Below are 24,391 nucleotides of genomic sequence, written 5' to 3' on the forward strand. Positions count from 1 at the left end.
TTGCTCTCGCCGCCGGAATCTGGCACAACTGGCTCATCGGAGCCCACCACAAACGATCTCTCATCGCCTACGACCATTAGGACTCACTCATCTAGGCCGTCGGGGCGTCGACCGCTCCGCCGAATCGTCGAGTCCGCTGCGCGTAGAGCACGACTGCCTGCCAGAGCTGTTCGCGGGTAAAATCCGGCCAGAGCGTGTCGAGGAATACCATCTCCGCGTAGGCGCTCTGCCAGAGCATGAAGTTGCTCAAGCGTTGCTCGCCTGAACTGCGCACAAACAGATCCACATCGGGCAGATCGGGTACGTAGAGGTGCTTTTGCAGGGTCTTCTCGGTGATGCCCGAGGGCTTCAGCCTGCCAGCTGCCACCTCCTCCGCGATGCTGCGCACGGCATCCTGGATCTCGGTGCGACCGCCGTAGTTCACGCACATGGTGAGGGTGAGCACGGAGTTGTGCGCGGTAAGACGCTCGGCGAACTGCAGTTCCTCGACGACGGAGCGCCACAGCCGCGGCCGACGACCAGCCCAGCGGATGCGCACACCCCAGTCGTTCAACTGGTCACGTCGGCGGTGCAGCACGTCGCGGTTGAATCCCATGAGGAAGCGCACCTCGTCGGGTGATCGGCGCCAGTTCTCGGTGGAGAATGCGTAGACGCTCAGATGCTTAACCCCGATCTGGATGGCGCCGGCCACTACGTCGAGCAGCGAAGGCTCGCCGGCCTTGTGGCCTTCGATCCGCGTGAGCCCTTTGCCGTTGGCCCAGCGGCCGTTGCCGTCCATGACCAGTGCGACGTGCTCGGGAACAGCATTCTTCGGCAGTTCCGGTGGGTAGATGCCTGTCCAGTCGATCGGCCGAAAGTCAACGGCGTCCTTATGGGTCTTCTGCACACTCACGCTGTCGTCCTCCGGTCCACGTGTTCGAGGGAACGCAGGCCACGCTCGAGATGGAACTGGGTGTAGGCGGCGACCACGCCGCTCGCCTGCGATCGCGTGCGGTCGTCCGCGGCATCCGCCGTCGCCCAGTCGCCGGTGAGCAGGGACGAGAGCAGCAGCAGGGTCTGCGGATCGAGCCGTGGCGCGCCGGGCGGAGCGACCTCGTCCGCGACCACGCCACCGAGCTGCACGACGAAGGCAGAATGCGGGCCTGGCGCTCCCGTCACAGCACAGTCGTCGAAACTCGGAGACCATCCGGCGATAGACAAGGCTCGGAGCAGGTAGGAGTCCAGGGTGAGGCTCGAACCGTGTTCCTTCTTCGCGAGGGATCGAAGCGCCCCGACGAGCAGCAGGTACTGCTGCAAGCTCGGCTCACTCTCGGTGAGTTTGTCTGCGGTCTCGACCATGGCGCTGGCGGCGGTGTAGCTGCCGTAGTCCGCGGTGATCTCCGCACCGTAGGAGCCGACGGACTCGGCCTGGGTGACGATGTCGAGACTGCGGCCCTCGTAGAGCTGCACATCCGCCACCATGAAGGGTTCGAGCCGCGCCCCGAACTTGGAGGCGGTGCGACGAACGCCCTTGGCGACGGCGCGGATCTTGCCGTGCTGGCGAGTGAGCATCGTGACGATCCGGTCCGCTTCACCCAGCTTGTGGGTGCGCAGCACGACGGCTTCATCACGGTAAAGGGGCACTCATCGATTATCGTCGCCGGCGCTGGGAAGCGGATGCTCGGCACACCGCAGCGCGCACCCGTGGTACTGATTGACTGTGAGTGCCAGCCAGTTCATCATCCCTCTCTGGGCGGACCTGCTCGCCATCGGCATCGGCGGCCTGCAGGGTGCGATGTTCGCGGCCCAGTTCCGCGACCGACGGCTGGACCTGCTCGGGGTGGCGATCATCGGGATCGCGGCGGGATTCGGCGGCGGTCTCATCCGCGACCTGCTGCTCAACCAGGTGCCTGTTGCACTGCAACAGAACTGGTATTTGCTCGTGGCGACCGGAGCCGCACTGCTCGGCATGCTGCTCGAGCGCATCTTCTCGCGGCTCGGCAGGGTGATCACCGTGCTGGATGCGCTCACCATCGGTATCTACTGCGCGATCGGCACCACGAAGGCCATTTCGCTCGGGCTCCCGGAGATTCCGGCGATCTTCGTCGGTTCCATTGCTGCAGTGGGCGGATCGATCCTGCGCGACATGCTGTTGAACCTGCCGATCGCCCTCATGCACGTCGGGTCGCTCTATGCAGTGGCCGCCCTCGTCGGCTCAACGAGCCTCGTCGGGCTGCTGGCTCTCGGCGTTCCGGTCTTCATCGCAGCCGCGATCTGCGTCGCCGTCACTTTCGGAGTTCGCGTGCTCGCGGTGCTCTTCAACTGGAGCCTGCCGGAACAGAGAAGGCTCGATCAGCTGCCCAAAATAGGGTGGATGCCCAGGATCCCTAGGCTGCGAAAGCTACGGCCGCCCGGTCGATGAGCCGGCCCAGCAGCTCAGGGTAGGTCACGCCGACGGCGGCCCACATCCGCGGATACTGGCTGAACGCGGTGAGCCCGGGAAGCGTGTTGACCTCGTTGAGAGTGATCGCTCCGTCGGCGCCGACGAAGAAGTCGACGCGGGCGAGCCCCTCGCACCCGAGAATCATGAAGGCCAGTTTCGCAAGCTCCACCAGCTGCGCGGCGACGTCGACAGGGATTTGGGCCGGAACCTCGAGTTCCGCGCCGCCAGCCGTATATTTCGCCGTGTAGTCGAAGAACACGGTGCTGTCGGCGGTCAACACACGAAGTGGCGCTCCGACGATGAGCTCGCCGTCCGGCTGCTGCAGCACTCCGAGGTCGACCTCGTCTCCCTCGACAGCCCGCTGCATCAGCGCGATGGTGTCATGGCTGAGAGCGAGTTCTAGCGCGGTTGTCAACTCGTCCTCTGATGAGACTCGGCTCACACCGACGCTGGATCCTGCACGATTAGGCTTGACGAAGAGCGGGAATCCGACGGATGCCGCGAACTCGGCGGCCTCGCGCACAGTGTCGGCCGTGACGCCATGGGTGGGGATCGTCGGAATGCCGCTCGCCTCGAGCACACGCTGGGCGAGCAGTTTGTCCATGGCCAGCGCGCTGGCCAACACCCCGCAGCCCACATAGGGCACGCCGGCGAGTTCGAGTAACCCCTGGACTGTTCCGTCCTCGCCGAAGCGGCCGTGCAGCACCGGGAAGACCACATCGATGTCGTCGAGATCGGGGAATCGGGTGCCATCTGTGGCATCGGCCAGGGCATCCACCGATTCGACCCTGTGCCACCGGCCACCGCGATCGATGCCGAGAAGCATGGCCTCGTACTGAGCGGGGTCGAGATTCGAGGCGACGCTGCGGGCCGAGTTACACGACACCTCGTGTTCGCTGTTCGCGCCGCCGAAGATGATTCCGATTTTCTTCACGATGCCGCTTTCGTATCCGTGGTGAGGTGACGCCTGGCCATTCGGCCGCCGAGTCCGGTCAGTATCTCGTGAGAGATCGTACCGGTGACGTCTGCCCATTCCTGTGCGTCGGGCTCGCCCAACTCTGGCGAGCCGAGCAGAACGACTTCGTCGCCGAGCGCCACCGGATAGTCGCCGACGTCGACGATGAGCTGGTCCATCGAGATCGCCCCGACCACCGGATGCCGCATCCCCCCGATCACGACCTCTCCGCCGCGCGACAGCCCGCGGGGTATCCCGTCGCCATAGCCGACCGGGACCAGCACCAGGGTGGTCTCCTGTTCCGCGACGTACGCGTGGCTGTAGCTGACCCCTGTGGCCGCCGGAACCCGTCGAACCTGTACGACACGGGAGACCACCCGCATCGCGGACTCGAGACCGTGACTGCGACCGATGACCGTCTCGATACCGTACAGGCTCGCTCCGCAGCGCACCAGGTCGTACCAGGTGTCGGGATGGTCGAGGGCGCCAGCAGAGTTCGCAAGGTGAAGGATCGCCGGCGAGAGACCGGTCGCACGTGCGACTGCGACGCCCTCGTCGAAGGCACGTTTCTGGTCGGCGGTCGATGACGGGTCGGGGTCGACCGCAAGGGCGAGGTGGGACCAGACGCCCGTCACCACCAATTCACGGGCCTCCTCGAAAGCGGCGGCGGCAGCGCATAAATCGTGCCACTGATTCGAAGGTGCGCCACCGCGAGACATTCCGGTGTCGAGTTCGAGGTGCACCTGGGCGACCACACCGGTCATTCGCGCGACGGCAGCGACAGCGTCGAGGGTTTCACGATTGGCGCAGGAGATGGTGACCTGCAGGTTCACGGCATCCGTGAGATTCGTCCAGGGATCGGCGAGCCAGCAGAGTACGGGCGCCGTGATGCCGGCTCGGCGGAGTGCCAGCGCCTCGTCCACGGTCGCCACGCCGAGCCACTCCGCACCGGCGTCGAGAGCGGTGTGCGCGACTTCGAGCCAGCCGTGCCCGAACGCGTCGGCTTTCACCACTGCCATCATCGCGGTGCGGGTGTGGTCCCTGATCCGATGGATGTTTCGGGCTATCGCCGCGAGATCGACGATCCTGGTCGCCAGTTCGGCGGTAATGGGAGTCGTCGCGGCAGGCACGAACCTCTCTGCCGGTGTCATGATCCCCAGAATACCGACCGAGGACTGTGCCATCACCGGGCCGCGCCGCGGTGCACAATGGTCAAGTGGCAGACAGCGGTATCGAGGAGTTCCAGGCCCAGCGACAGCGGCTATTCGGCATCGCCTATCGGATGCTCGGATCGGCTGTCGACGCCGAAGAAACAGTTCACCCTCTGGTTCATCGAGACCGATGGCGTGAGCATCACCGGTCTCCGTTTGACCCTCAACCCGCACAAATTGGCCTTCGCGAGAACACAACTGTCACGAATGGACGCCCTACCCGGTCGGGCTTGTAGAACGAAAGGAATCAGGACATGACAGTAGTGCTCGTCACCGGCGGAACCGGGCAGCTCGGCGTCCCGACGGTCGGCAGACTCAGGAGCACGGGACATGACGTGCGGGTCCTCAGCAGGGAGCGAGGCGAAGGCATCGCAACCGGTGACCTCGTCACCGGCGCGGGTGTCAATCATGCACTCGAAGGTGTGCAAACGGTTGTTCACCTGGCCAGCACCAACTCGGCGAAAGACATCGACGTCACTAGGGATCTCACCGAGGCATCGTCGCTGGCCGGGGTCGAGCATTTCGTCTTCATGTCGATCGTCGGCATCGACGACATCCCGCTCGCCTACTACAAGGTCAAGGCGGAGAGCGAGCGAATCGTTGTGGCATCCGGCGTTCCGCACAGCATCCTGCGCGCGACACAGTTCCATTCCTTCGTTGAGATGGTCTTTCGACTGCAGCGCTATCTTCCCGTGCTGTTCACGCCCGCTTTCTCCTTCCAGCCGATCGCTGTCGACGAGGTGGCGAGCCGGTTGGTCGAGTTGGTCACCGGAGGTCCTGCCGAGCGGGCGGGCGACATCGGCGGCCCGGAACAGCTCACGGCACGCCGACTCGGCGAGCAGTGGAAGGATGCCACGGCCTCTCGCCGCGCCCTGATCCCGCTGCGGCTGCCCGGCCGCACTTTCGCAGGCTTCGCGGCCGGCCACAATCTCGTGCCGGGCGTTCCCTACGGACACGGCACCTTCGCCCACTACCTTGCCTCGACGCAGGGGGATACGGAATAGCCGTCACGAGCCCTGTCATGGCACTAGACAGCGGCGAGCTCGCGGTTGCCCGATTCCTCGCGTACCGCCCTGTTCACCGCGGAGACGACAGCCTTCAGGGATGCCGTGGAGATGTCCGCATCGATACCGACGCCCCACAGTCGCTTGCCGTTCACATCGAGCTCCACATAGGCCGCGGCCACAGCATCGCCACCACCGCTGAGAGCGTGCTCGACGTAGTCGTAGAGCTTGACCTCGACACCCTGCTCGGCCAGCACATTGAGGAAGGCCGCGATGGGACCGTTGCCGGTCGCCTCCGCGATCACCTGTCTCTCGCCGATCCGCAGTTCTGTGTGCAGCGCGATACTGCCCGACATGTCACTGGAGGTACGAGTGCTCGCCAGTTCGAAGCGACCCCACTTGGCATCAGCCTCGGCAGCGGGAAGGTACTCGTCCTGGAAGATCGCCCAGATCTGGTCGCTGGTGACCTCGCCGCCCTCGGCATCCGTCCTAGCCTGCACGACACCGGAGAAGTCGATCTGCAGTTTGCGCGGCAGGTCGAGCGAGTGATCGTTCTTCAGCAGGTAGGCGACGCCACCCTTGCCAGACTGCGAATTGACCCTGATAACGGCCTCGTAACTGCGGCCGAGGTCCTTCGGGTCGACAGGCAGGTACGGCACGGCCCAGACGAGATCGTCGACCCCGACGCCCTTCGCTTCGGCATCGTGGGCCATCGCCTCGAAGCCTTTCTTGATCGCGTCCTGGTGGGACCCACTGAACGCCGTGTAGACGAGGTCACCGGCCCATGGACTGCGCTCAGGCACCGGTAGCTGGTTGCAATATTCCGCGGTGCGCTTGACCTCGTCAAGGTCGCTGAAATCGATCTGCGGGTCGATGCCCTGGGTGAACAGGTTGATGCCCAGCGCCACGATGTCGACGTTGCCCGTACGCTCGCCGTTGCCGAACAGGCAGCCTTCGATGCGGTCGGCTCCCGCCAGGTAACCAAGCTCGGCCGCGGCAATCGCGGTACCGCGGTCGTTGTGTGGATGCAGCGACAGGATGATGTTCTCGCGATGGGCGAGGCGCCGCGACATCCACTCGATCGAGTCGGCGTAGACATTGGGGGTCGCGGACTCGACAGTGGCCGGCAGGTTGATGATGACCTTGCGCTCGGCCGTCGGCTCGAAGATCTCGATCACCTGGTTGCAGATGTCGAGCGCGAACTCCAGCTCGGTGCCGGTGTAGCTCTCCGGCGAGTATTCGTAGTAGACCTCGGTCTCGGGGATCGTCTTCTCGGCGGCGCGGCAGAGACGCGCGCCCTCGAGCGCGAGATCGATGATGCCCTGCTTGTTGGTGCGGAAAACCACGTCACGCTGCAGCACACTGGTGGAATTGTAGAGGTGCACGATCGCCTGCTTCGCGCCCCTGATCGATTCGTACGTACGGTTGATCAGCGCCTCGCGGGCCTGAGTGAGTACCTGGATGGTGACGTCATCCGGAATCAGGTTCTCTTCGATCAGGCTGCGTACGAAGTCGAAATCCGTCTGGCTTGCGCTCGGGAAGCCGACCTCGATCTCTTTGTAGCCCATGCGTACGAGCAGGTCGAACATGATGCGCTTGCGTTCAGGGCTCATCGGATCGATGAGGGCCTGGTTGCCATCACGGAGGTCGACGGCGCACCAGCGCGGCGCCTGGGTGATGCGCTTGGCCGGCCAGGTGCGGTCGGGCAGGTCGACCGTCAACGTTTCGTGGTAAGGGCGGTACTTGTGAATTGGCATTGCAGAAGCCGTTTGTGTGTTCTTCATCGTCCTAGTGCTTTCGTCTTGGGTTGAGGATTCAGACCAACGACGCTGCGTTTAATCAGCACAGGCCGCGACGAGTGAGGCCTGGGGTTAGGACTCGTCGCGGCAGCTAAGGAGAAGCAGACCGAACACTCTTTCAGGTTAGCACCGTCGTGAGCGCGGCACAGTCCCCTTCGGAAATTCAGGACTGTGAACGCGGCCGAGGCTCGGAGATCAGCAATTCGACACCTGAGCGAACCAAAGTCCTGAATTTCCGAAGGCAAAGGCAAAGGCGAAGGCGATCAACCGAGGCTGCGGACGAAACGGATGCTCTGCCGAAGCGATAGTGAGGGCACGTAGGCCCGAGCGAGCGCCAACCCGATCGCCGGCAACGCGAGCGCATCGGGGTAGGCCATCGCCAGATTGTGGAACTCCGGCTTGAACTTGCGCTTGAACTGGAACAGCGACTGGAATCCGTACACCGGCTCGAGGCGTGACGCGATATAGCCGAGGATGCGGACGGTGGCGCTCGATTGCACCGACTCCGCATCTGTCGTACTGCGTGCCAGTGGAGCGGCGGACAGGCTCATGGACTCGATCCCCTCATCGCGAAAACGCTCAGCTGAACGGGCGATGAGGAACTCCATGATGCCGTTCATCCCATCGGGCGTTCGCCGCATGAAGTCGAGGGTCCAGCCGATGACGACGCCATCGCGATAGGACGGGAGCCAGCTGGTGACACCGATGACGCGGTCGTTCTCATCGCAGGCAATCATCAGCCCGACAGCGGGATCCCTCAGTTCGTCGAGACCACCGAGGGTGAAACCCATCTCGGGCAGATCTTTTTCGGCCACCCACTGCTCGGAGATCTCGACGATCTGGGCGGCATGCGATGCTGAGAGTCGCTCGAAGCTCGTCCACTCCGCCCGCACACCGGCACGCTCCGCCCGGTTGATCGAGGTGCGCACATCCTGCCAGTGTTTGCCAGTGGTTTGCCAGTTGCCAGGGCGCACGACGGTTTCCTCCCCCACGCTCATCGAGGACCACCCCATCCGCTCGCACTCGCGCAGAAACGACTCGTGGATGCTGTAGAACACCGGAGTCCAGCCGTTGTCGTCGCAAAATCTGGCGAACTGCGGGATCGCCAGGCGCGCGGCATCCGAGCTCCCGATCGGCTCCGAGGTGGTGATCGCCACAGAGTTGACGACTCGGTAGGCGACGGCGGCGCGACCGTCCGGCGCGAACCAGTAGGAGTTGCCCGGCCAGGTGGCGAGCTGCCCCATCGATCCTCCGCCACCGGCCCTGAGCAGCGCACGGATGCTCGGAAGCTCGAGGGAATAGCTGCGGGACTCCGCGGCCGACGCCACCAGGAGTGCACCCACGACCACGACCAGCCAGAAGCACGGACCTATCCAGTAGTAGAGTGCCCGCGTCACCGGGTCCGTGGGAAGGAAAGACAGTCGTTCGATCCGCAGGAATCCGATCGGCACGAAACGCTCCGGTAGGTCGGCGAGCAGGTCGACGATGCCGACGCGGGGATGAAAGCCAGTGCTGAGCAGCATTCCCAATGTGAGATAGAGCGTCGACAAACCAACTAATACGACGATGATCGCACCGATGTAGAGACGTGTGGAACGAGCCGACGCCCTGACGCTGAAGTGGCTGCGATTGACGAACACGAGCGTGGCAATGGCGATCGGTACCAGCACGGAGGCTGCCAATGCAAGGCTGACCTCCCAGTAGTGGGGCGTACGGAACCTTACGACGAAAGATTCTCCGGAGAGAGGCAGGAAGCCATAGAAGTAGGCGGCTAGCGCGGCAAGGGCCAGGTTGATGACCATCGCGAGCCAGACACCGAACCGGCGTCCACGCACGAGCGCGAAGGCGGCCACCAGCAGTGTGAGCAGTGGCAGGACCGTCAGCAGTACCGGCCCGACGCCGCTGATCCGCTCGAGGGTGATGTCGTGCAGACACGCCCTGGTGATGCGCATCGCCTGGCACTGGTCGAGGGCTCCAGGACCGTTCGGATGGGCGTCAGACAGCAACAGTCCCAGTGGCGAGAGTGCGCCGAGACGCAAGCGGCTGAAAATGGTGATGGCTGGACCGATAGCGGTGATCACCACGATCGCTGAGAGCAGCACCCTCGTCTCGTGGTGCGAACTGCGCTGCCACCAGAGATTGCTCTCGCTCGGACGCAACACCACGCCGAGCCCGAATCCGGCGAACACCGCAAGGAAGCGGTAGAGATCGGATGGCTGGCCTGAGTAGAGCAGGAATACCAGCGCGACTGAAATAGTCACGACCCGGATACGGCGGCGCCACACCGTTCCTGCGAAGGCGCTCGCTGTCATGATGGTGCCCGCGATGGCCGTCATAGGGTCGAGGGTGACGAGCTCGCTGACCCGCCGCGCCCAGAGCTCTCCGACCAGTGCACCGATTTCCTGAATCACGACGCCGACTATGACGCCCAGCACGGAGGTGACCACGAAAGCGGCGGCGGCGCGGGCTGTGCCCATTAGCCGCTCCGCTACTCCGATGACCAGGATGATGGCCGCAATTACGAAAATGAGTTCGAGACCGCCGTCCGTCAGGAACATCGAAGTGATCGGCGTCCACCACTGATGCCCTTCGACGAGCTGCTGGTCACCGGTTCCCATGGCAAGGCGGAAATCGAGCGAGGGGCCTCGCAGACCGCGCCCGATCACCGCAATCGCCACGGTGATAGCGAGCACCACGATGGTGAATGGGTGCCCGCGGAGTAGGCGCCTGATCACGAAAGACCCCAGTGCGCACCAAGTATCAGGAGCGCCCGGTCGAAGGCGAAATGAACCGTGTGCCAGTCGTGAGCGGTCCCGGGAGAGGTGAGCAGGTCAACCTTCATCCCGGCTGCACCCGCGAAGTCCGCGACCGCCTTCACCTCCGCGCCGAAACGGACATCGAGCTGGCCGACGGCGAAGATAGCCAGCGTGTCGTCATAGGGCGAGTTGGCGCGGAGCACTTCCCTGGGAGTCGCGGCCAGATACCGGGATTTCGAGCCGCCGAAGCCGGCATCGATCGTATGCTGCCGGTCTCCATTGGCCGGTGCGATCTCACCCGCGATATCGAGTATCCCTCCATAGATATCCGGGAGGCCTGCACCGAATTGGATTGCGCAGGTTCCCCCCTGGGAAAATCCGCCGACCGCCCAATCGGTGCGACCGGCAAGCACGTTGAGGTGGCTGCGTATCCAGGTGGGAACATCGACCGTCATATAAGTCGCCGAGTTTCCAAGGTCGGAGTCGACGCACATCGGATTGCGATTGGGTGCGCCGAGTTGGTCGGGAACCACCACGATAGGGGCAAGCCCATGATGGGCCTTGGCATAAGCGTTGAGGCTGGCGCCGAAGCTTCCCGAAGTGAACGCCTGCTCCGGCCCGCCTGGTTGGCCGGACATCATCTCGAGCATCGGCAGTCGAGGAGGATGCCGCACCAACGCAGCTGGCGGCAGGTAGACCAGTGCGGAACGGGGATGGAAGCCGGATGTCGTCGCGGGAATGGTGACCAGCCCGATGCGTCCGGCCGTCGGAAGATTCGCGGGCGGCGCCCACCCCGCCAGCAGGGTGGTGGTAGCCGGCGAGGAATCCACGGCCGGAAGCTGGATGTCACCGTAGCTCCCGATGCCGAGTGCGGTCCTGAGATTCGGGAACTGCCCCAGGTCGACGTTGATGCCGACCCCCCCGACCAACGCGAACAGCAGGATGGCGGCCAGGATAGCCGCCAGTTTGCGACCACGCGACCAGACCAGCCGGGCGATGGCCACGGCGATGGCCGCGACAGCCGCGCTGAACCAGGCCCGGCTGCCCAGCGACAACGAGACTCCAAAGACATTGATCACGTCGCTCAGCAGCCAGCAGAGCGAGTACCCGACAACCGCTCCACCGACGGCGACAGCAGCGGCTATGGGAAGCCAGCGTCTCGAACGCCGACTGATCAGTAGCGCGAGGAGGGCGAGAACGCCCAGCGCCTCGATGCCGAAAAGAATGGGGCCATGGGTGAGGCTGAACGAGAGCAGTGCATCCAGCATCCGCGTTCCTCCTCATCTTGCTGCCGACGATCAAGTATGCAGGGAGGGAACAACCGAGGAACTGCGAAATCGGGATTCTGTGAGAGCCCTCAGGCAAGATCCCACGCAACTCTCGGAATCGCGCCGAAACCGCTCACGATGCCCGGTAGCCCGCGGGGGCAACGATCGGGCGCCTTGCCGAGGACTATTCCACGGCGAGGGCGGCCACCGGAGCGACCCGTGTCGCGCGTCGTGACGGAGCGACGGATGCCACGAGTGTGAGCACCGCGGCGGCGACGACGAGGATCCCCAACAGAGCCAGCGGCACCACCGGAAGCACGAATCCCGGACTCCCCTGGATCGACCCGAGCAGCGACTGGGCACCAGCCCAGCCGTAGAAGATCCCCAACACCAGACCGACGAGCACCGCGGCGACAGTGAGCTGGGCGCTCTCGGCCAGGATCATCGAACGCACCTGCCGCGCCGTGAACCCCAGGGCGCGGAGGAGCCCCAGTTCACGGGTGCGCTGCAGAATGCTCATCGACAGGTTGTTGACCATGCCCACGGCGGCGATCAGCGCGCTGAATCCCATGAGCACCGAGAACACGATCACGGTGACGGAGAGTGTCTGGTCGACGCCCTGGTAGACCTCGGGCTGCGATTCCTGGGCGACTCGGATCATCTGCTGGTAGCTCTCCACGGCGACCGCAAACATAGTGACGAGCGTGACTCCGATCACGAGTCCGATGGTGGTGCGCGAGCTGCGCTCCGGATACCGTACGGCATTCTCCGCGGCCAGGCGCGCAGTCGCGCTGGAGCCGAACATCCGTCCGGTCAGTCGCAGCGCGACAGGCATCACGAGGTGGGCACCGAGTACCAGGCCGGTGAACGACAGCAGTCCGCCCACGACGCCGACGAGTACACCGAGCGGGCTAACCAGGCCGACGAGCATGCCGAGTACGAGGAATCCGATGCCGACCGCGAAAAGGGCGATCGCGACAGCGTTGCGTCCACGACGACCGCCGGATTCTTCACGGCTCATCTCGATCGCGACGCCGGTGGCCTGCATCGGCGACACCTGTAGGACGCGACGCGAGCCGATCCATGAGGCGAGCCAGGTGGTGAGAACCACGGTGATGATCGGAAGGAACAGCACCGGCTGCAGATAGCTGTAGCCGAGCATCGGGATGAAGCCGCTGGACACGCTAATGACGACGAGGGCCATGGTCACCAGCGTTCCGACGATCGCGCCCAGTATCGCGCCGACCACACCGACCATGAAACCTTCGCGGGCGACAGAACGACGCTGGTCGGCGGCACTCGATCCGATGAGCCGCATGAGCGCGATCGTTCTCGTGCGGCCGGCGATGATGGTCGAGAAGGTATTGGACGTCACGATCGCGCCGACGTAGACGGCGATGACGATGAACACGATCGCGACGATGGAGAGCAACAGCCCGACGGTGGTGCTGCTGCCGGTGACGTTATCGGCCGAGATCACGGTAGCGAGAACGCTGGTGATCTCGAGCAGGCTGACGCCGAAGGCGGCGCTGAGGGTCGCGACGAGAACGCTGGGAACGTGGTCAGAGAGACTCCGTTTCATGCTGCCTTCTCCATGCTCAGCATGAAGCTGCTGATCTCCTCGGCCGAGGAGCGTCCACGTTCTTCGACCACGCGACCGTCGGCCAGAAACAGGATGCGTCCGGCATAGCTTGCGGCGATGGGGTCGTGGGTGACCATGGCGATGCTCTGGCCGTAATCGGTGCTTGACGCCGCAAGCAGCGACAACACCTCGCGGCTGGTGCGGGAGTCGAGGTTGCCCGTTGGCTCGTCGGCGAAGATCAGGTCGGGCCGAGTGGCGAGGGCACGGGCGATCGCCACGCGCTGCTGCTGTCCGCCGGAGAGTTCGTGCGGCCGGTGGCCGAGGCGGTCGCGGAGGCCAAGCGAGTCGATCAAACTCTCTATCCAGGCTGTCTCATCCGGGAGCGGACGGCGTCCGTCGATTTCGAACGGTAGGAGGATGTTGCCCTTCACGTCGAGCGTCGGCACGAGGTTGAAAGACTGGAAGACGAATCCGACGCGACGTCGGCGGAGCACTGTGAGTTCTGCGTCGCGCAGGTCGGTGATCTCAGTGTCACCGAGCCAGGCGCGGCCGCTCGTGGCTGTGTCCAGTCCTGCCATGATGTGCATCAGGGTCGACTTGCCCGAACCACTCGGACCCATGATGGCGGTGAACTCGCCCTGGCGAATGCCGATGGAAACATCGTCGAGTGCGGTGACCACATTGCTGGCCGATCCGTAGGATTTCGTAAGCTGCGATACGCGGGCAACCAGGCCCGCCTCTGAATGGTTGAATGACATGCTTCAACGCTAGGAATTCCTAGGCTGAGCTACATCCGACGCGAGTCGCGAGCCCGTACATCGAGCGGATGATCCGCGCTCTGTCTCGCTGCCTTCGGAAATTCAGGACTTTGGCGCACGATCGCACACGTCAACCAGGAATTCGCTACGCGCCATGACCGAAGTCCTGAATTTCCGAAAGATCGACGAGCGCAGGCTAGACGTTGAGCCCGTGCTCGAAGGCGAAGACGACGAGCTGCACCCTGTCGCGCAACCCAAGTTTCGACAGGATCCGGCTGATGTGGGTCTTCACCGTCGCCTCACTCAGAAACTCGCCCGAGGCGATCTCGGCATTGCTGAGACCGCGCGCGGCGAGTTGGAAGATGTCCCTTTCGCGCGCTGTGAGCTGCGCGAAGGCCTCAGGCTCAGTCGGTTGGGTGACTTTCGGGCTGAAATGCTCGAAGAGTTCGCGAGTGGCCGATGCCGCGATCACAGCGTTGCCCGCGTGCACCGTACGGATCGCCGCCAACAGGAACTCGGGATCCGCGTCCTTGAGCACGAAACCACTCGCTCCCCCGCGGATGGCTCTGGTGGCCGCCTCGTCGAGGTCGAAGGTCGTGAGCACCACGATGCGCGGCGGCGTGGCACCGCTCGCCCGCGTCGCCGCAAGAATCGCGGTGGTGGCCGCGATACCGTCCATCACCGGCATCCGGATGTCCATGAGAATCACGTCGGGGCGAGCTTCGGCGGCCATCGCGATGGCTTCCACCCCGTTGCCCGCCTCCCCGGCGACCTCGAGGTCGGGTTGGGAGTCCACCAGCATCCGAATTCCCATGCGGAACAACGACTGGTCATCGACGAGTCCGACGCGGATCATGCGGTTCCCCTTGCCGTGTTCGGAAAGCTGCCCGAGACCGCGAAACTGCTGTCGGACGCCTCGGCAGTGAAGGTGCCGCCGGCGAGTACGGCACGCTCCCGCATTCCGGCGAGGCCATGGCCACCCGGATTATCGACGGCGTCTTCACGGCGGGCACTCGTGATCGTGACCACGGAGGCTGAGGGCTGCCAATCGAAAGCCAGACGCACTTCCTGCGCTGTATCGCCGTGCCGGAGAGCGTTGGTGAGGGCCTCCTGCACAATCCGGTAGATCGCGAGTTGCTGTCCGGTCGGCAAAATCACGGGCGTGCCCCGCTCGGTGCGGATGATGGTGAGTCCGGCCGCCCGCATCTGGTCGACGAGCTTGTCGATGTCTTCGAGAACAGGTTGGGGGCTCTCGCCCTGGCTGTGCCGCAACTGGGACAGCAGAATACGCACGTCACCGAGAGCCTCCCGTGCCGTCGCAGAGATCGTGGTGAGAGCCGCATCGGCGGAACCAGGACTGGAAGCCTGCGCGTAGCGGGCCCCGTCGGCCTGCGCGATGACGACGGCGAGCGAGTGCGCGACCACGTCGTGCATGTCGCGCGCGATGCGGTTGCGCTCCTGCTCGATCGCGACGTCCCGCTCGGCCAGCGCCTGCGCCCGCCTGCTCTCACGAGCCCGCCGCAGCGTACGTGCCAGGAGGCCGAGGGTCCAGGACAGGCCGAAGACGGCGAGAAACCCGAACAGGGTGAGTACCAGTGAACGCAGGAGGTCGCCACCCGCGAGCACGAAGCTGCTGTCGGTCGAGGTAGCCCACGGTCCGTACTGCGCGATCACCGGCAGCGCGACGATATAGAAGGTCGCGATGACAGCGCCGAGCCCCGCAGAAGCCAGCCCGAGCCAACGGACGACCCTCCCGCCGTACGAACCTGTGCAAAACAGGATGCCGAAGACCGCGAAGTCGGCGAAGGCAGGCACCGTGCCGGCCGAGACCATCTGGATGATCGCCGCTACCCAGGCGATGATCAGCGACAGCCCGGGGCTGAGCCGACGAAACGCCAATGCGGCCGACATTATCGTGCACACAGCGAGATCGACCCAGTGAGCGCTGGAGGCCGAACTCGCGAGACCGATCAGGAAGAACAGTGCCGCGAACACGATATCGACGACCAGCTGGTACGGCTGGAGTGTGCGGAACATCCTTCCACCGTAGGGGCAGTCGGGGTCGCTCAGGCCGGATCAGGCAGGATCTCGGCCGTCTGGCGGGAGGAATCATCCCTGCGATGTATTGGCCGCCCACCCATCACCCATGTCGGAAATTCAGGACAACAGGGACGGATGGGAGGCTGTGGCAGCTGCTCACGGCAGCAGTCTGCCCATTGTCCTGAATTTCCGAAGGTCAGCGGAGGTCTCGACGATTGGGGGTCACCGACAAACGGGTTGGGCGCAAACCGCTTCCCGGCTAGAAGCCGAGGCGACCAAGCTGTTTGGGGTCGCGTTGCCAGTCCTTCGCGACCTTGACGCGGATCGAGAGGTAGACCTGCTTGCCGACGAGCGGCTCGATCTGGGCGCGAGCGCGAGCGCCGACATCCGTAAGTCTCGAACCCTGATGACCGATGATGATGCCCTTCTGGCTGTCGCGTTCGACGAAGAGGTTGGCGTAGATCTCGACGAGGTCTTTGTCGTCCCGCTCGATGATGTCGTCGATGGTAACGGCGATCGAATGGGGAAGCTCGTCTTCGACGCCTTCGAGCACCGCCTCCCGGATGAGCTCGCTGATCCTCGACTCGAGGCCCTCCTCGGTCACGGTGTCAGCCGGGTACAGGGCTTCGGAAACCGGTAGCAGGCGGATGAGTTCGGTCGCCAGCGTGTCCAGTTGGATGTGACTCGCCGCCGAGACCGGGATGATGGTCTCCCACTCGCGCAACTCCGAAACCGCCAGCAGCTGCGCAGCGACGACCGGGCGTGATGCAGCATCGATCTTCGTCACGATCGCTACCTTCTTCGCCCGTGGGAAGGAGTCGAGCCGCTCATTGATATAGCGGTCGCCCGGACCGATCTTCTCGTCGGCCGGCATGCAGAATCCGACGACGTCGACGTCTGCGAGGGTGTCGCTAACGATGCTGTTGAGACGCTCGCCCAGAAGCGTGCGCGGCCGGTGCATGCCGGGAGTGTCTACCAGGATCAGCTGCCCGTCCTGCCGGTGGGCGATACCGCGGATGGCACGCCTGGTCGTCTGCGGCTTGGATGAGGTGATCGCGACCTTCTCGCCTACCAGTGCATTTGTCAGCGTAGATTTGCCGACGTTGGGGCGCCCGACGAAAGAAACGAACCCCGCCCGGAATTCAGGCTCGGATTTCGACAAGCTCAATCACCGCTCTCATTGTTGTTGTTCGTTGTCGTTGTCCTGCGGAACGCCGCCTGTGCGTTGATGAGCGCCTGGTCGCGCTCGACGAGTACAGTGCTCAACCGCTTTCGGCGGCCTTCGGTGCGCTCCGCGGTGAGTATCAGACCAGAGTACGTGGCCACTGAGCCCGGCAGCGGCAGTCGGCCGAGCGCTTTGGTGAGCAGGCCACCCACAGAATCAACGTCGTCATCCTCGAGTTCGATGTCGAACAGTTCGCCGAGTTCGTCGACGGGCAGCCGTGCGCTCACCCGGTATTTGCCGTCGGTGAGATCTTCGATCTCGACAACTTCGTGGTCGTATTCGTCGGAGATATCGCCCACAAGTTCCTCGATCAGGTCTTCGAGAGTCACCAGCCCGGCAATTCCGCCGTACTCGTCCACCACCATGGCCAGATGGTTGGACTCGAGTTGCATCTGGCGGAGTGTGTCGTCCGCTTTCTTCGACTCCGGCACGAAGATCGCCGACCGTGCGAGGGAATCGACAGTAGTACCGTCGATGCCCTTCGGTCGCTCGTAAGTGAGGCGCGCGACATCCCGAAGATAGAGAATGCCAAGCACCTGGTCGACATCGGTGCCGATCACCGGCATGCGCGATACGCCCGTGCTGAGGAACAGGCCCATCGCCGCGCCCACCGTCTCGTCTCCGTCGATGGTCACCATGTCTGTGCGCGGGATCATCACCTCGCGAACCACGGTGTCGCTGAACTCAAAAATCGAATGGATGAGCTCTCGGTCTTCCTCCTCGAGCACCTCGAGTTCTGTAGCCTCATCGACCATGCTCAGCAGCTGCTCCTCTGATGAAAAAGTCGCCGTCCTGCCCGGTGTAACCCGGTTGCCGATGGCGACCAGTGCGGCGGCGATCGGTCCGAGGAATACCCGGATGGCGTGCACGGTCCAGGCTGTCCAGCGCACCACCCCGCGGGCGTGCACGCGCCCGACGCTGCGCGGACTCGATCCAACGAGCACGAAGGAGGCGAGCGTCATGATGAACGCCGAGCAGAGCAGCGCCCACCACCACCCTGTGAAGACTGAGGCGAAGGCGAGTGTGACGAGCACCGCGGCGGTGGTCTCGGCCACGACGCGCATGAAGTTGACAGCGTTGACGTGAGCTCCGACATCCGCGGCGATGGCATTGAGTGATCGTCGGGCGCGCGAACGAACGGCAATCTCGAGAAGGTCGGCGCGAGAGAGAACGCTGAGCGCGGCATCGGCTGCGGCCAGCAGGCCGCCGAAGACCACCAGCAGCGCGGCGACGGTGACGAAGATCGGAATCATGGTCGGGGCTGCGTTCTCGAGCTATTTCGTTCGCTCGGAGAGGGCGAAACCGACGAGGATGTCGCGCTGGACGCCGAACATCTCCTTCTCCTCTTCCGGCTCCGCGTGGTCGAAACCGAGCAGGTGCAGGATCCCGTGGGCGGTGAGCAGCAGCATCTCCTCGAGTGGGCTGTGCCCCGCAGTCTCCGCCTGCGACACCGCCACCTGTGGGCAGAGCACGATGTCTCCGAGCAGGCCGGCGGGGGTCAGCGCATCTTCCGCGCCTGGGCGAAGCTCATCCATCGGGAAGCTGAGCACGTCGGTCGGGCCTGGCTCGTCCATCCACTGCAGGTGAAGCTGCTCCATCGCGCCCTCATCGACCAGCAAGATCGCGAGCTCGGCATCCGGATGCACGTGGAGAAAGTCGAGCGCATAGGTGGCGAGTCGCTGCAGGGCCACCTCGTCGACAGGGATGACCGACTCGTTGTTGATCTCGATCGACACGTCTAGCGACCCCAACTTTTCGTCTGTCTGTCCTGAGGCTGCCTGCCGCGACGATCGGCGCGATTCGCGCCGTCCGGGACTTCGCGATCGCTGAGCCGATCGAAGCGCTCGGCCTGGCGCTCAGCGTCGTACTTCGTGTAGGCGTCGACGATCCGGCCGACGAGGTTGTGACGCACAACGTCCTCGCTGGTGAGGCGGGCGAAGTGGATCTCGTCGAGTTCGTTCAATACGCGGATGACCAACTGCAGTCCACTCGATCCGGCCGGCAGGTCGACCTGGGTGATGTCGCCGGTGACGACCATCTTCGAGCCGAAACCAAGCCGGGTGAGGAACATCTTCATTTGCTCAGGAGTCGTATTCTGCGCCTCGTCGAGCACGATGAAGGAGTCATTGAGCGTACGACCACGCATGTATGCGAGCGGCGCCACCTCGATCGTGCCGGCCGCGAGCAGCTTGGGTACGATCTCGGGATCCATCATCTCGTTGAGCGCGTCGTACAGCGGGCGAAGGTAGGGGTCGATCTTGTCGGTGAGCGTACCGGGCAGATAGCCGAGCCGCTCGCCGGCCTCCACCGCCGGGCGGGTCAGGACGATGCGATTGACCTCTTTGCGCTGCAAGGCCTGCACCGCCTTCGCCATTGCCAGGTAGGTCTTACCGGTACCTGCGGGGCCGATGCCGAACACGATGGTGTTCTCATCGATCGCGTCGACATAGCTCTTCTGCCCGAGGGTCTTCGGACGGATGCTTTTGCCGCGGCTGGTGAGGATCGCCTGACTCAACAGCTCGGCGGGACTCACCCGCGGGTCGTCGTGCAGGATCTTCGCGGACTCGGTCACATCTCTCTGGCCGAGTTCCTGGTCGGAGCGAACCATCGTCACCAATTCCTCTACCAGCCTCGCTGCCGCATTCACCTGGTCGGCGTCGCCGTCCAGGGTGATCTCGTTGCCGCGCACGAGAACCTCCACGCGCGGGTATTCCTTTTCGATGGTCATGAGCAGGCGGTCCTGCGGTCCGAGAAGACGGACCATGGCCACCCCGTCGACCCGGAACTCGATGTGGTCGGTGGCGCCGCCATCCGACCCGTGCCTGTCGCCGCGGTGCTGACCGTCGCTGCTGTGCTGACTGCTAGTGGCCAAGGGTGCCTTCCGAAAGCTGCCCACCGAGCAGGTGGGCATGAACATGGAACACGGTCTGGCCCGCCGAGGGGCCGGTGTTGAAAACGAGGCGGAATTCGCCGTCCGAATGCTCGTCGGCGAGCTGCTGCGCGGTCGCAACCAGCTCTGCGAGAAGTGCCGGATCGCCCGCGGCGAGTTCGGTCACGTTGCGATAGGCCTCCGTCTTCGGCACCACAAGCAGGTGCAGGGGCGCCTTCGGAGCGATGTCCCGAAAGGCGATGATGCGGTCATTCTCGAAGACCACATCCGCCGGAACCTCGCGCGCGACAATCCGCGTGAAGATCGATGGCTCGTCGTTGGCTGACATGGTTCTAGCTTAAGTGACGGCCGCCCGTGACGGCAGGCGGTTCGCTACCAGCGGCCGAGTTGTACGTTGAGCACGGCGATCGCAGCCGGGCCGGCACTCGAGGTACGCAGAATGGTGTCGCCGAGTTTCACGAGCGTCGCACCCGCCGCCTCGAGACGGCTGAGTTCTGCGGGGGCGATACCGCCCTCCGGGCCGACCACCAGGACAACGTCGCGTTCGTCAGGGTGCAGCGACGACAGGGCGACGGATGCGGCGGGCTCGAGTACGAGCATCCGCGTCTCCGTGGCCAGGGCGGCCAGCACGGTCGTCGAGGCGAGATCGCCGACCTCCGGGATCCAGGGCCGGATCGACTGCTTGCTCGCCTCCCGCACGATCGCTGCCCAGCGATCGTGGCCCTTGCGCACCTTCGCGCCCTCCCACTTGACGATGGATCGCTGCGCCGCCCACGGGATGACGCCGTCGACGCCCAGTTCCGCGGCCTGCTGGACGGCACTCTCGTCCCGGTCACCTTTGGCCAGTGCCTGCACCAGCCAGATCGCGGGGGCAGCGGGTGGTGTCTCTGCGACGGTTTCGACCTCGACGACGAATTCGGTCGGCTCCGCCGAGACAACGGCGCCGGTGATGACAAGTCCCGCTCCGTTGCCGACCGCGATAGCCTCGCCGACCGCGATACGACTGACGGTGACCGCGTGGCGCGCCTCCTCGCCGGTCACGGAGACCCTCATCCCGACCTCGGCCGAGAGGAGTTCCTCGTTCAGGTAGAAGTGCGCCATGGCCCCACTCTCTCAGATCGACGCCACACCTTCGGAAATTCAGGACTTTGGTATCGACGTCGCTCGCGCTGCCCCGTAACTACTGGAGCGTTGCGCAGCGCCCTGTACCGAAGTCCTGAGTTTCCGAAGGGTGATCGGCGATCGGTAGTACGGGCGGGTGTCAGATGTTGAGGAAGCGGTCGCGCAGTTTTTGGAAGAGGCCCTGCTGGAAGTGCGTGAGCAACGGGGTCGCGGCCTTGTGGGAGCCGGCGAACTGTTTGATCAGCTCCTGCTCCTTATGGCTCAGCTTGGTCGGTGTCGTCACCTGCACTCCGATCTTGAGGTCGCCACGGCCATTGCCACGCAGGCGGGTAATGCCACGGTCCTTGATGGTGATGACCTCTGCGCTCTGCATGCCGGGCCGGATCTCGACCGCGACCTCGCCATCCAGGGTCTTCAACGTCGTTCTCGTTCCGAGGATGGCATCTGTCATCTGCACTTCGAGGGTCGCCAACAGGTCATCGCCGTTGCGGCTGAACACGTCATGATGACGCACTTTGATCTCAAGGTAGAGGTCGCCGGAGGTTCCACCGGCTGGGCCGACCTCGCCCTGGTTGGGGAGCTGCAAGCGGAGGCCGGTGTCCACACCGGCCGGGATGTCGACCGGGATGCTGCGGCGGGCGCGCACGCGTCCCTGGCCCTGGCAGGTCGGGCACGGGTTGGGGATGACGGTGCCGTAACCGCGGCAGGTGCCGCAAGGGCTAGAGGTCATCACGTTACCGAGCAGGCTGCGCACGGCACGCTGGATCTGGCCGCTGCCGTGGCAGATGTCGCAGGTGACCGGCTGGGTTCCCGGCGCACAGCACGACCCGTTGCAGGTCTCGCAGAGGATGGCGGTATCGACCTCGACTTCGCGCTTGGTGCCGAAGATGATCTCGTCGAGGTCGACCTCGACGCGCACCAGGGCATCCTGACCTCGTTCGCGGCGCGAGCGTGGTCCGCGGCTCTGGCCGCCGCCGAAGAAGGTCTCGAAGATGTCACCGAATCCACCGAAGTTGCCGCCTCCGCCGCCGCCGAATCCGGCCTGGGGCCCGAGGTCGTACTGCTGGCGCTGCTGCGGATCGGAGAGCACGTCGTAGGCGTGTGTCACAAGCTTGAACTGCTCGGATGCCTCGGCCCCGGGGTTCACATCGGGATGCAGCTCCCGAGCAAGACGCCGGTACGCCTTCTTGATCTCATCGGTCGTCGCGCTACGGTCGACACCGAGTACTTCGTAATGGTCAGCCAATCCAATTCCTTTACATTTTAACAGCGCTCACTGTCGGCCACAGGCCGTAGACAGTGGCGAGATCAGTCTTCGCCGAGCAGGCGCGACAGGTATCGTGCGACGGCGCGAACCGCGGCGATGTTGTTCGAATAGTCCATGCGGGTCGGGCCGATGACGCCCAAACGGGAGACCTCGCTGCCAGACGCTGTGTAGCCGGTGGTGAGTACGGAGGTCTCCCCGAGTCCGAAGGTGGCATTCTCGCTGCCGATGCTCACCGAGAAGCCGTTCTGGTCTGGTTCCATTTCACCAAAGAGCCTCAGCAGGGTGACCTGCTCCTCGATCGCTTCGAGCACCGGGTAGATGCTGCCGGTGAAGTCTTCCTCGGTGCGCACCAGGTTGGCCGCGCCCGCCATCACGAGCTTGTCCTGCCGATTCGCCAGAACCTGGTCGATGAGGGAGGTCGCGATCTGCTTCACCGCCGACTCGTGCTGCGCCGTGAACTGGTCGGCGAAGGAGGCGAGTCGTTCGGCCGCCTCGGCGAGGGCGAGACCACCGATCGAAACGTTCAGTCTCGATCTGAGCTGGTCGAGGAACCCTTCGTCCAGCCCGGGAGCGACATCGATGAGTCGTTGCTCGATCCGGCCGGTATCGGTGATCAGTACCGTCATCATCCGAATCTCCGTGAGTCGCACGAGTTCGACGTGCCGGATGCGCGAGCGCGTCAGCGACGGATACTGCACGAGCGCCACCTGGTGCGTGAGCTGCGAAAGGAGACGAACCGTGCGTCCGAGGACCTCGTCGAGGTCGGCGGACTGACCGAGGAACGTCTCGATGGCTGTGCGCTGCGCGGAGGTCAGCGGGCGGAGATCGGCGAGCTGGTTGACGAAGACGCGGTAGCCCTTGTCGGTGGGGATGCGTCCGGATGACGTGTGCGGCGCCGCGATCAGCTCTTCTTCTTCCAGAAGAGCCATGTCGTTGCGAATAGTGGCTGCGGACACACCAAAGGAGTGACGGTCCACTATCGACTTCGAGCCGACGGGTTCGCGAGAGGCGACGTAATCCTGCACGATGACGCGGAGCACATCGAGCCCACGTTCAGAGACCATTGCCATCACCTCCGGTCTTGGCACTCGGCACTTCCGACTGCCAATTGTACCGTGACACGCGGGGACGAAGGCATTGCATGCGAAGGGAATAGGGCAGTACCGTATCCATGAGCTTGTCGACCGCCCGTAACGGGGGCAGCATGACTGCCAAAGCTCCCAAACCTCGGCAGGACCGAATCGCCCATCTGAAAGGCAACGCACATGACTGACCCAACACCGCAGGCCGCGGCTCCGCAGCCCGCTGCACCCCTTAGCGAAACCGACGACAAGCTCTGGGCCCAGCTGTCGCACTTCCTCAATATCATCCTGCTGATACCCGCCCTCATCATCTACTTGGTTTTCGGTCCGCGCGGGGCGCGCACCAGAGTCGAAAGCAAAGAGGCTTTGAACTGGACGATCAACGTCACCGGCGCCGCGATCATCCTCGGCATCCTGACCCTGATCCCCTTCCTCGGCATCCTGTTCTCTCTGCTGTACTTTGCCCTGATCGTCGTAAACATCATCTTCGCCATCCTCGGCGGCGTGAAGGTCAACGCGGGGGGCAGCTACCGCTACCCGGTCAACATCCGCTGGATCAAGTAGCTTCAGGCGCCAACGAACGAAGCCCGGGAACATGGTTCCCGGGCTTCTTGCTTTAATGGGTTCATGTCCGAAACCACGCCGCCGCCCGCAAATCCGTACCAGACTGTGCAGCCGCTCAGCCCGAGCGACGAAAAGCTGTGGGCCACGCTCATCCACATCGGCGGCATCTTCCTCTACTTCCTCCCGGCGCTGATCGGCTACGTGCTCCTCAAGGACCGCGGCCCGCTGGTAAGGGATCACACTCGGACCGCCCTCAACTTTCAGCTGACGGTACTCATCGGCTACCTCGTCGGAATCTTCACCAGCTGGTTGTTCGTCGGCTTCCTGATCGTGCTCGTCGTCGCCGTTCTCAACATCATCTTCAGCCTGATGGCCGCCATCGCAGCCAACCGTGGCGAAGAATACGTTTGCCCGATCGCCATCCGGTTCGTCAGCGCCTGAGCGCC

23 protein-coding genes are annotated in these 24,391 nt (G+C 64.1%); 4 read left to right on the forward strand and 19 right to left on the reverse strand.

Annotation, left to right across the window (positions count from 1 at the left end; all coding sequences use genetic code 11):
* Positions 1-91: 91 nt before the first annotated feature.
* Positions 92-892: an isoprenyl transferase gene (locus tag ABIB56_RS11265; RefSeq protein ID WP_354569305.1), complete on the reverse strand. Its 801-nt coding sequence runs from the start codon at positions 890-892 to the stop codon at positions 92-94.
* The gene (recO, locus tag ABIB56_RS11270) at positions 889-1,623 is read right to left on the reverse strand and encodes a DNA repair protein RecO (RefSeq protein ID WP_354569306.1); all 735 of its coding nucleotides are present in this window, start codon (positions 1,621-1,623) and stop codon (positions 889-891) included. The genes ABIB56_RS11265 and recO overlap by 4 nt, the downstream gene beginning before the upstream one ends.
* A gap of 76 nt (positions 1,624-1,699) precedes the next feature.
* Here recO and ABIB56_RS11275 point away from each other — a divergent pair, with 76 nt between their 5' ends.
* Positions 1,700-2,401 (forward strand): trimeric intracellular cation channel family protein, encoded by a 702-nt coding sequence (locus tag ABIB56_RS11275; protein WP_354569307.1) that lies wholly within the window; start codon positions 1,700-1,702, stop codon positions 2,399-2,401.
* Here the strand turns inward: ABIB56_RS11275 and ABIB56_RS11280 are convergent.
* The gene (locus tag ABIB56_RS11280) at positions 2,367-3,356 is read right to left on the reverse strand and encodes a D-alanine--D-alanine ligase family protein (protein WP_354569308.1); all 990 of its coding nucleotides are present in this window, start codon (positions 3,354-3,356) and stop codon (positions 2,367-2,369) included. The two genes, ABIB56_RS11275 and ABIB56_RS11280, sit on opposite strands and share 35 nt — an antisense overlap.
* Positions 3,353-4,528 carry an alanine racemase gene (gene alr, locus ABIB56_RS11285; RefSeq protein ID WP_354569309.1) on the reverse strand — a complete coding sequence of 392 codons (1,176 nt, stop codon included), beginning with the start codon at positions 4,526-4,528 and terminating at the stop codon, positions 3,353-3,355. The genes ABIB56_RS11280 and alr overlap by 4 nt, the downstream gene beginning before the upstream one ends.
* A 314-nt stretch (positions 4,529-4,842) precedes the next feature.
* Here alr and ABIB56_RS11290 point away from each other — a divergent pair, with 314 nt between their 5' ends.
* The gene (locus tag ABIB56_RS11290) at positions 4,843-5,592 is read left to right on the forward strand and encodes an SDR family oxidoreductase (protein ID WP_354569310.1); all 750 of its coding nucleotides are present in this window, start codon (positions 4,843-4,845) and stop codon (positions 5,590-5,592) included.
* A 23-nt stretch (positions 5,593-5,615) separates the two neighbouring features.
* Here the strand turns inward: ABIB56_RS11290 and leuA are convergent, their stop codons facing one another.
* The 15 genes from leuA to hrcA form a co-directional block, all read right to left on the reverse strand.
* On the reverse strand, positions 5,616-7,376 hold the full coding sequence (gene leuA, locus ABIB56_RS11295) for a 2-isopropylmalate synthase (protein ID WP_354569311.1): 1,761 nt from the start codon (positions 7,374-7,376) through the stop codon (positions 5,616-5,618).
* Between the two features lie 278 nt (positions 7,377-7,654).
* Positions 7,655-10,126, reverse strand: coding sequence for a phosphatidylglycerol lysyltransferase domain-containing protein (locus tag ABIB56_RS11300; protein WP_354569312.1), 2,472 nt, complete (start codon positions 10,124-10,126; stop codon positions 7,655-7,657).
* Positions 10,123-11,415 (reverse strand): alpha/beta hydrolase, encoded by a 1,293-nt coding sequence (locus tag ABIB56_RS11305; RefSeq protein ID WP_354569313.1) that lies wholly within the window; start codon positions 11,413-11,415, stop codon positions 10,123-10,125. Before ABIB56_RS11305 ends, ABIB56_RS11300 begins: the two co-directional genes overlap by 4 nt.
* A gap of 184 nt (positions 11,416-11,599) precedes the next feature.
* Entirely contained in the window at positions 11,600-12,997 is a 1,398-nt protein-coding gene (locus tag ABIB56_RS11310) for an ABC transporter permease (RefSeq protein ID WP_354569314.1), read from the reverse strand.
* Positions 12,994-13,755, reverse strand: coding sequence for an ABC transporter ATP-binding protein (locus ABIB56_RS11315; protein ID WP_354569315.1), 762 nt, complete (start codon positions 13,753-13,755; stop codon positions 12,994-12,996). Before ABIB56_RS11315 ends, ABIB56_RS11310 begins: the two co-directional genes overlap by 4 nt.
* Positions 13,756-13,951: 196 nt before the next feature.
* A complete protein-coding gene (locus ABIB56_RS11320) occupies positions 13,952-14,611 on the reverse strand; it encodes a response regulator (protein WP_354569316.1) in 660 nt (219 codons plus the stop codon).
* Positions 14,608-15,792, reverse strand: coding sequence for a sensor histidine kinase (locus ABIB56_RS11325; protein ID WP_354569317.1), 1,185 nt, complete (start codon positions 15,790-15,792; stop codon positions 14,608-14,610). The genes ABIB56_RS11320 and ABIB56_RS11325 overlap by 4 nt, the downstream gene beginning before the upstream one ends.
* Positions 15,793-16,054: 262 nt before the next feature.
* Positions 16,055-16,957: a GTPase Era gene (gene era / locus ABIB56_RS11330; protein WP_354569318.1), complete on the reverse strand. Its 903-nt coding sequence runs from the start codon at positions 16,955-16,957 to the stop codon at positions 16,055-16,057.
* 2 nt (positions 16,958-16,959) lie between these two features.
* On the reverse strand, positions 16,960-18,273 hold the full coding sequence (locus tag ABIB56_RS11335) for a hemolysin family protein (RefSeq protein ID WP_354569319.1): 1,314 nt from the start codon (positions 18,271-18,273) through the stop codon (positions 16,960-16,962).
* A gap of 21 nt (positions 18,274-18,294) precedes the next feature.
* Positions 18,295-18,756 (reverse strand): rRNA maturation RNase YbeY, encoded by a 462-nt coding sequence (gene ybeY / locus ABIB56_RS11340; RefSeq protein ID WP_354569320.1) that lies wholly within the window; start codon positions 18,754-18,756, stop codon positions 18,295-18,297.
* 2 nt (positions 18,757-18,758) lie between these two features.
* The gene (locus tag ABIB56_RS11345; protein ID WP_354569382.1) at positions 18,759-19,784 is read right to left on the reverse strand and encodes a PhoH family protein; all 1,026 of its coding nucleotides are present in this window, start codon (positions 19,782-19,784) and stop codon (positions 18,759-18,761) included.
* A gap of 97 nt (positions 19,785-19,881) precedes the next feature.
* A complete protein-coding gene (locus ABIB56_RS11350; protein ID WP_354569321.1) occupies positions 19,882-20,238 on the reverse strand; it encodes a histidine triad nucleotide-binding protein in 357 nt (118 codons plus the stop codon).
* Positions 20,239-20,282: 44 nt separating this feature from the next.
* Positions 20,283-21,011, reverse strand: coding sequence for a 16S rRNA (uracil(1498)-N(3))-methyltransferase (locus tag ABIB56_RS11355; protein WP_354569322.1), 729 nt, complete (start codon positions 21,009-21,011; stop codon positions 20,283-20,285).
* Between the two features lie 160 nt (positions 21,012-21,171).
* The gene (gene dnaJ / locus ABIB56_RS11360; RefSeq protein WP_354569323.1) at positions 21,172-22,278 is read right to left on the reverse strand and encodes a molecular chaperone DnaJ; all 1,107 of its coding nucleotides are present in this window, start codon (positions 22,276-22,278) and stop codon (positions 21,172-21,174) included.
* 62 nt (positions 22,279-22,340) lie between these two features.
* Positions 22,341-23,363: a heat-inducible transcriptional repressor HrcA gene (hrcA, locus tag ABIB56_RS11365; protein ID WP_354569324.1), complete on the reverse strand. Its 1,023-nt coding sequence runs from the start codon at positions 23,361-23,363 to the stop codon at positions 22,341-22,343.
* 201 nt (positions 23,364-23,564) lie between these two features.
* Here hrcA and ABIB56_RS11370 point away from each other — a divergent pair, with 201 nt between their 5' ends.
* Together ABIB56_RS11370 and ABIB56_RS11375 are read left to right on the forward strand one after the other, a co-directional pair.
* A complete protein-coding gene (locus tag ABIB56_RS11370) occupies positions 23,565-23,945 on the forward strand; it encodes a DUF4870 domain-containing protein (RefSeq protein WP_354569325.1) in 381 nt (126 codons plus the stop codon).
* 63 nt (positions 23,946-24,008) lie between these two features.
* Complete coding sequence (locus ABIB56_RS11375) at positions 24,009-24,386, forward strand: DUF4870 domain-containing protein (RefSeq protein WP_354569326.1); 378 nt, start codon at positions 24,009-24,011, stop codon at positions 24,384-24,386.
* Positions 24,387-24,391: the final 5 nt, after the last annotated feature.

It is taken from the genome of Glaciihabitans sp. UYNi722 (assembly GCF_040549465.1).
Taxonomy (GTDB): Bacteria; Actinomycetota; Actinomycetes; order Actinomycetales; family Microbacteriaceae; genus Lacisediminihabitans.

Coding starts and splice junctions, on each gene's coding strand:
- ABIB56_RS11370 (WP_354569325.1), top strand. CDS start 23,565: ATGACTGACCCAACACCGCAGGCCGCGGCTCCGCAGCCCGCTGCACCC.
- ABIB56_RS11355 (WP_354569322.1), bottom strand. CDS start 21,011: ATGGCGCACTTCTACCTGAACGAGGAACTCCTCTCGGCCGAGGTCGGG.
- ABIB56_RS11290 (WP_354569310.1), top strand. CDS start 4,843: ATGACAGTAGTGCTCGTCACCGGCGGAACCGGGCAGCTCGGCGTCCCG.
- ABIB56_RS11315 (WP_354569315.1), bottom strand. CDS start 13,755: ATGTCATTCAACCATTCAGAGGCGGGCCTGGTTGCCCGCGTATCGCAG.
- ABIB56_RS11335 (WP_354569319.1), bottom strand. CDS start 18,273: ATGATTCCGATCTTCGTCACCGTCGCCGCGCTGCTGGTGGTCTTCGGC.
- ABIB56_RS11310 (WP_354569314.1), bottom strand. CDS start 12,997: ATGAAACGGAGTCTCTCTGACCACGTTCCCAGCGTTCTCGTCGCGACC.
- ABIB56_RS11305 (WP_354569313.1), bottom strand. CDS start 11,415: ATGCTGGATGCACTGCTCTCGTTCAGCCTCACCCATGGCCCCATTCTT.
- ABIB56_RS11345 (WP_354569382.1), bottom strand. CDS start 19,784: ATGGTCCGTCTTCTCGGACCGCAGGACCGCCTGCTCATGACCATCGAA.
- leuA (WP_354569311.1), bottom strand. CDS start 7,376: ATGAAGAACACACAAACGGCTTCTGCAATGCCAATTCACAAGTACCGC.
- hrcA (WP_354569324.1), bottom strand. CDS start 23,363: ATGGTCTCTGAACGTGGGCTCGATGTGCTCCGCGTCATCGTGCAGGAT.
- ABIB56_RS11320 (WP_354569316.1), bottom strand. CDS start 14,611: ATGATCCGCGTCGGACTCGTCGATGACCAGTCGTTGTTCCGCATGGGA.
- ABIB56_RS11325 (WP_354569317.1), bottom strand. CDS start 15,792: ATGTTCCGCACACTCCAGCCGTACCAGCTGGTCGTCGATATCGTGTTC.
- alr (WP_354569309.1), bottom strand. CDS start 4,528: ATGACACCGGCAGAGAGGTTCGTGCCTGCCGCGACGACTCCCATTACC.
- ABIB56_RS11375 (WP_354569326.1), top strand. CDS start 24,009: ATGTCCGAAACCACGCCGCCGCCCGCAAATCCGTACCAGACTGTGCAG.
- ABIB56_RS11350 (WP_354569321.1), bottom strand. CDS start 20,238: ATGTCAGCCAACGACGAGCCATCGATCTTCACGCGGATTGTCGCGCGC.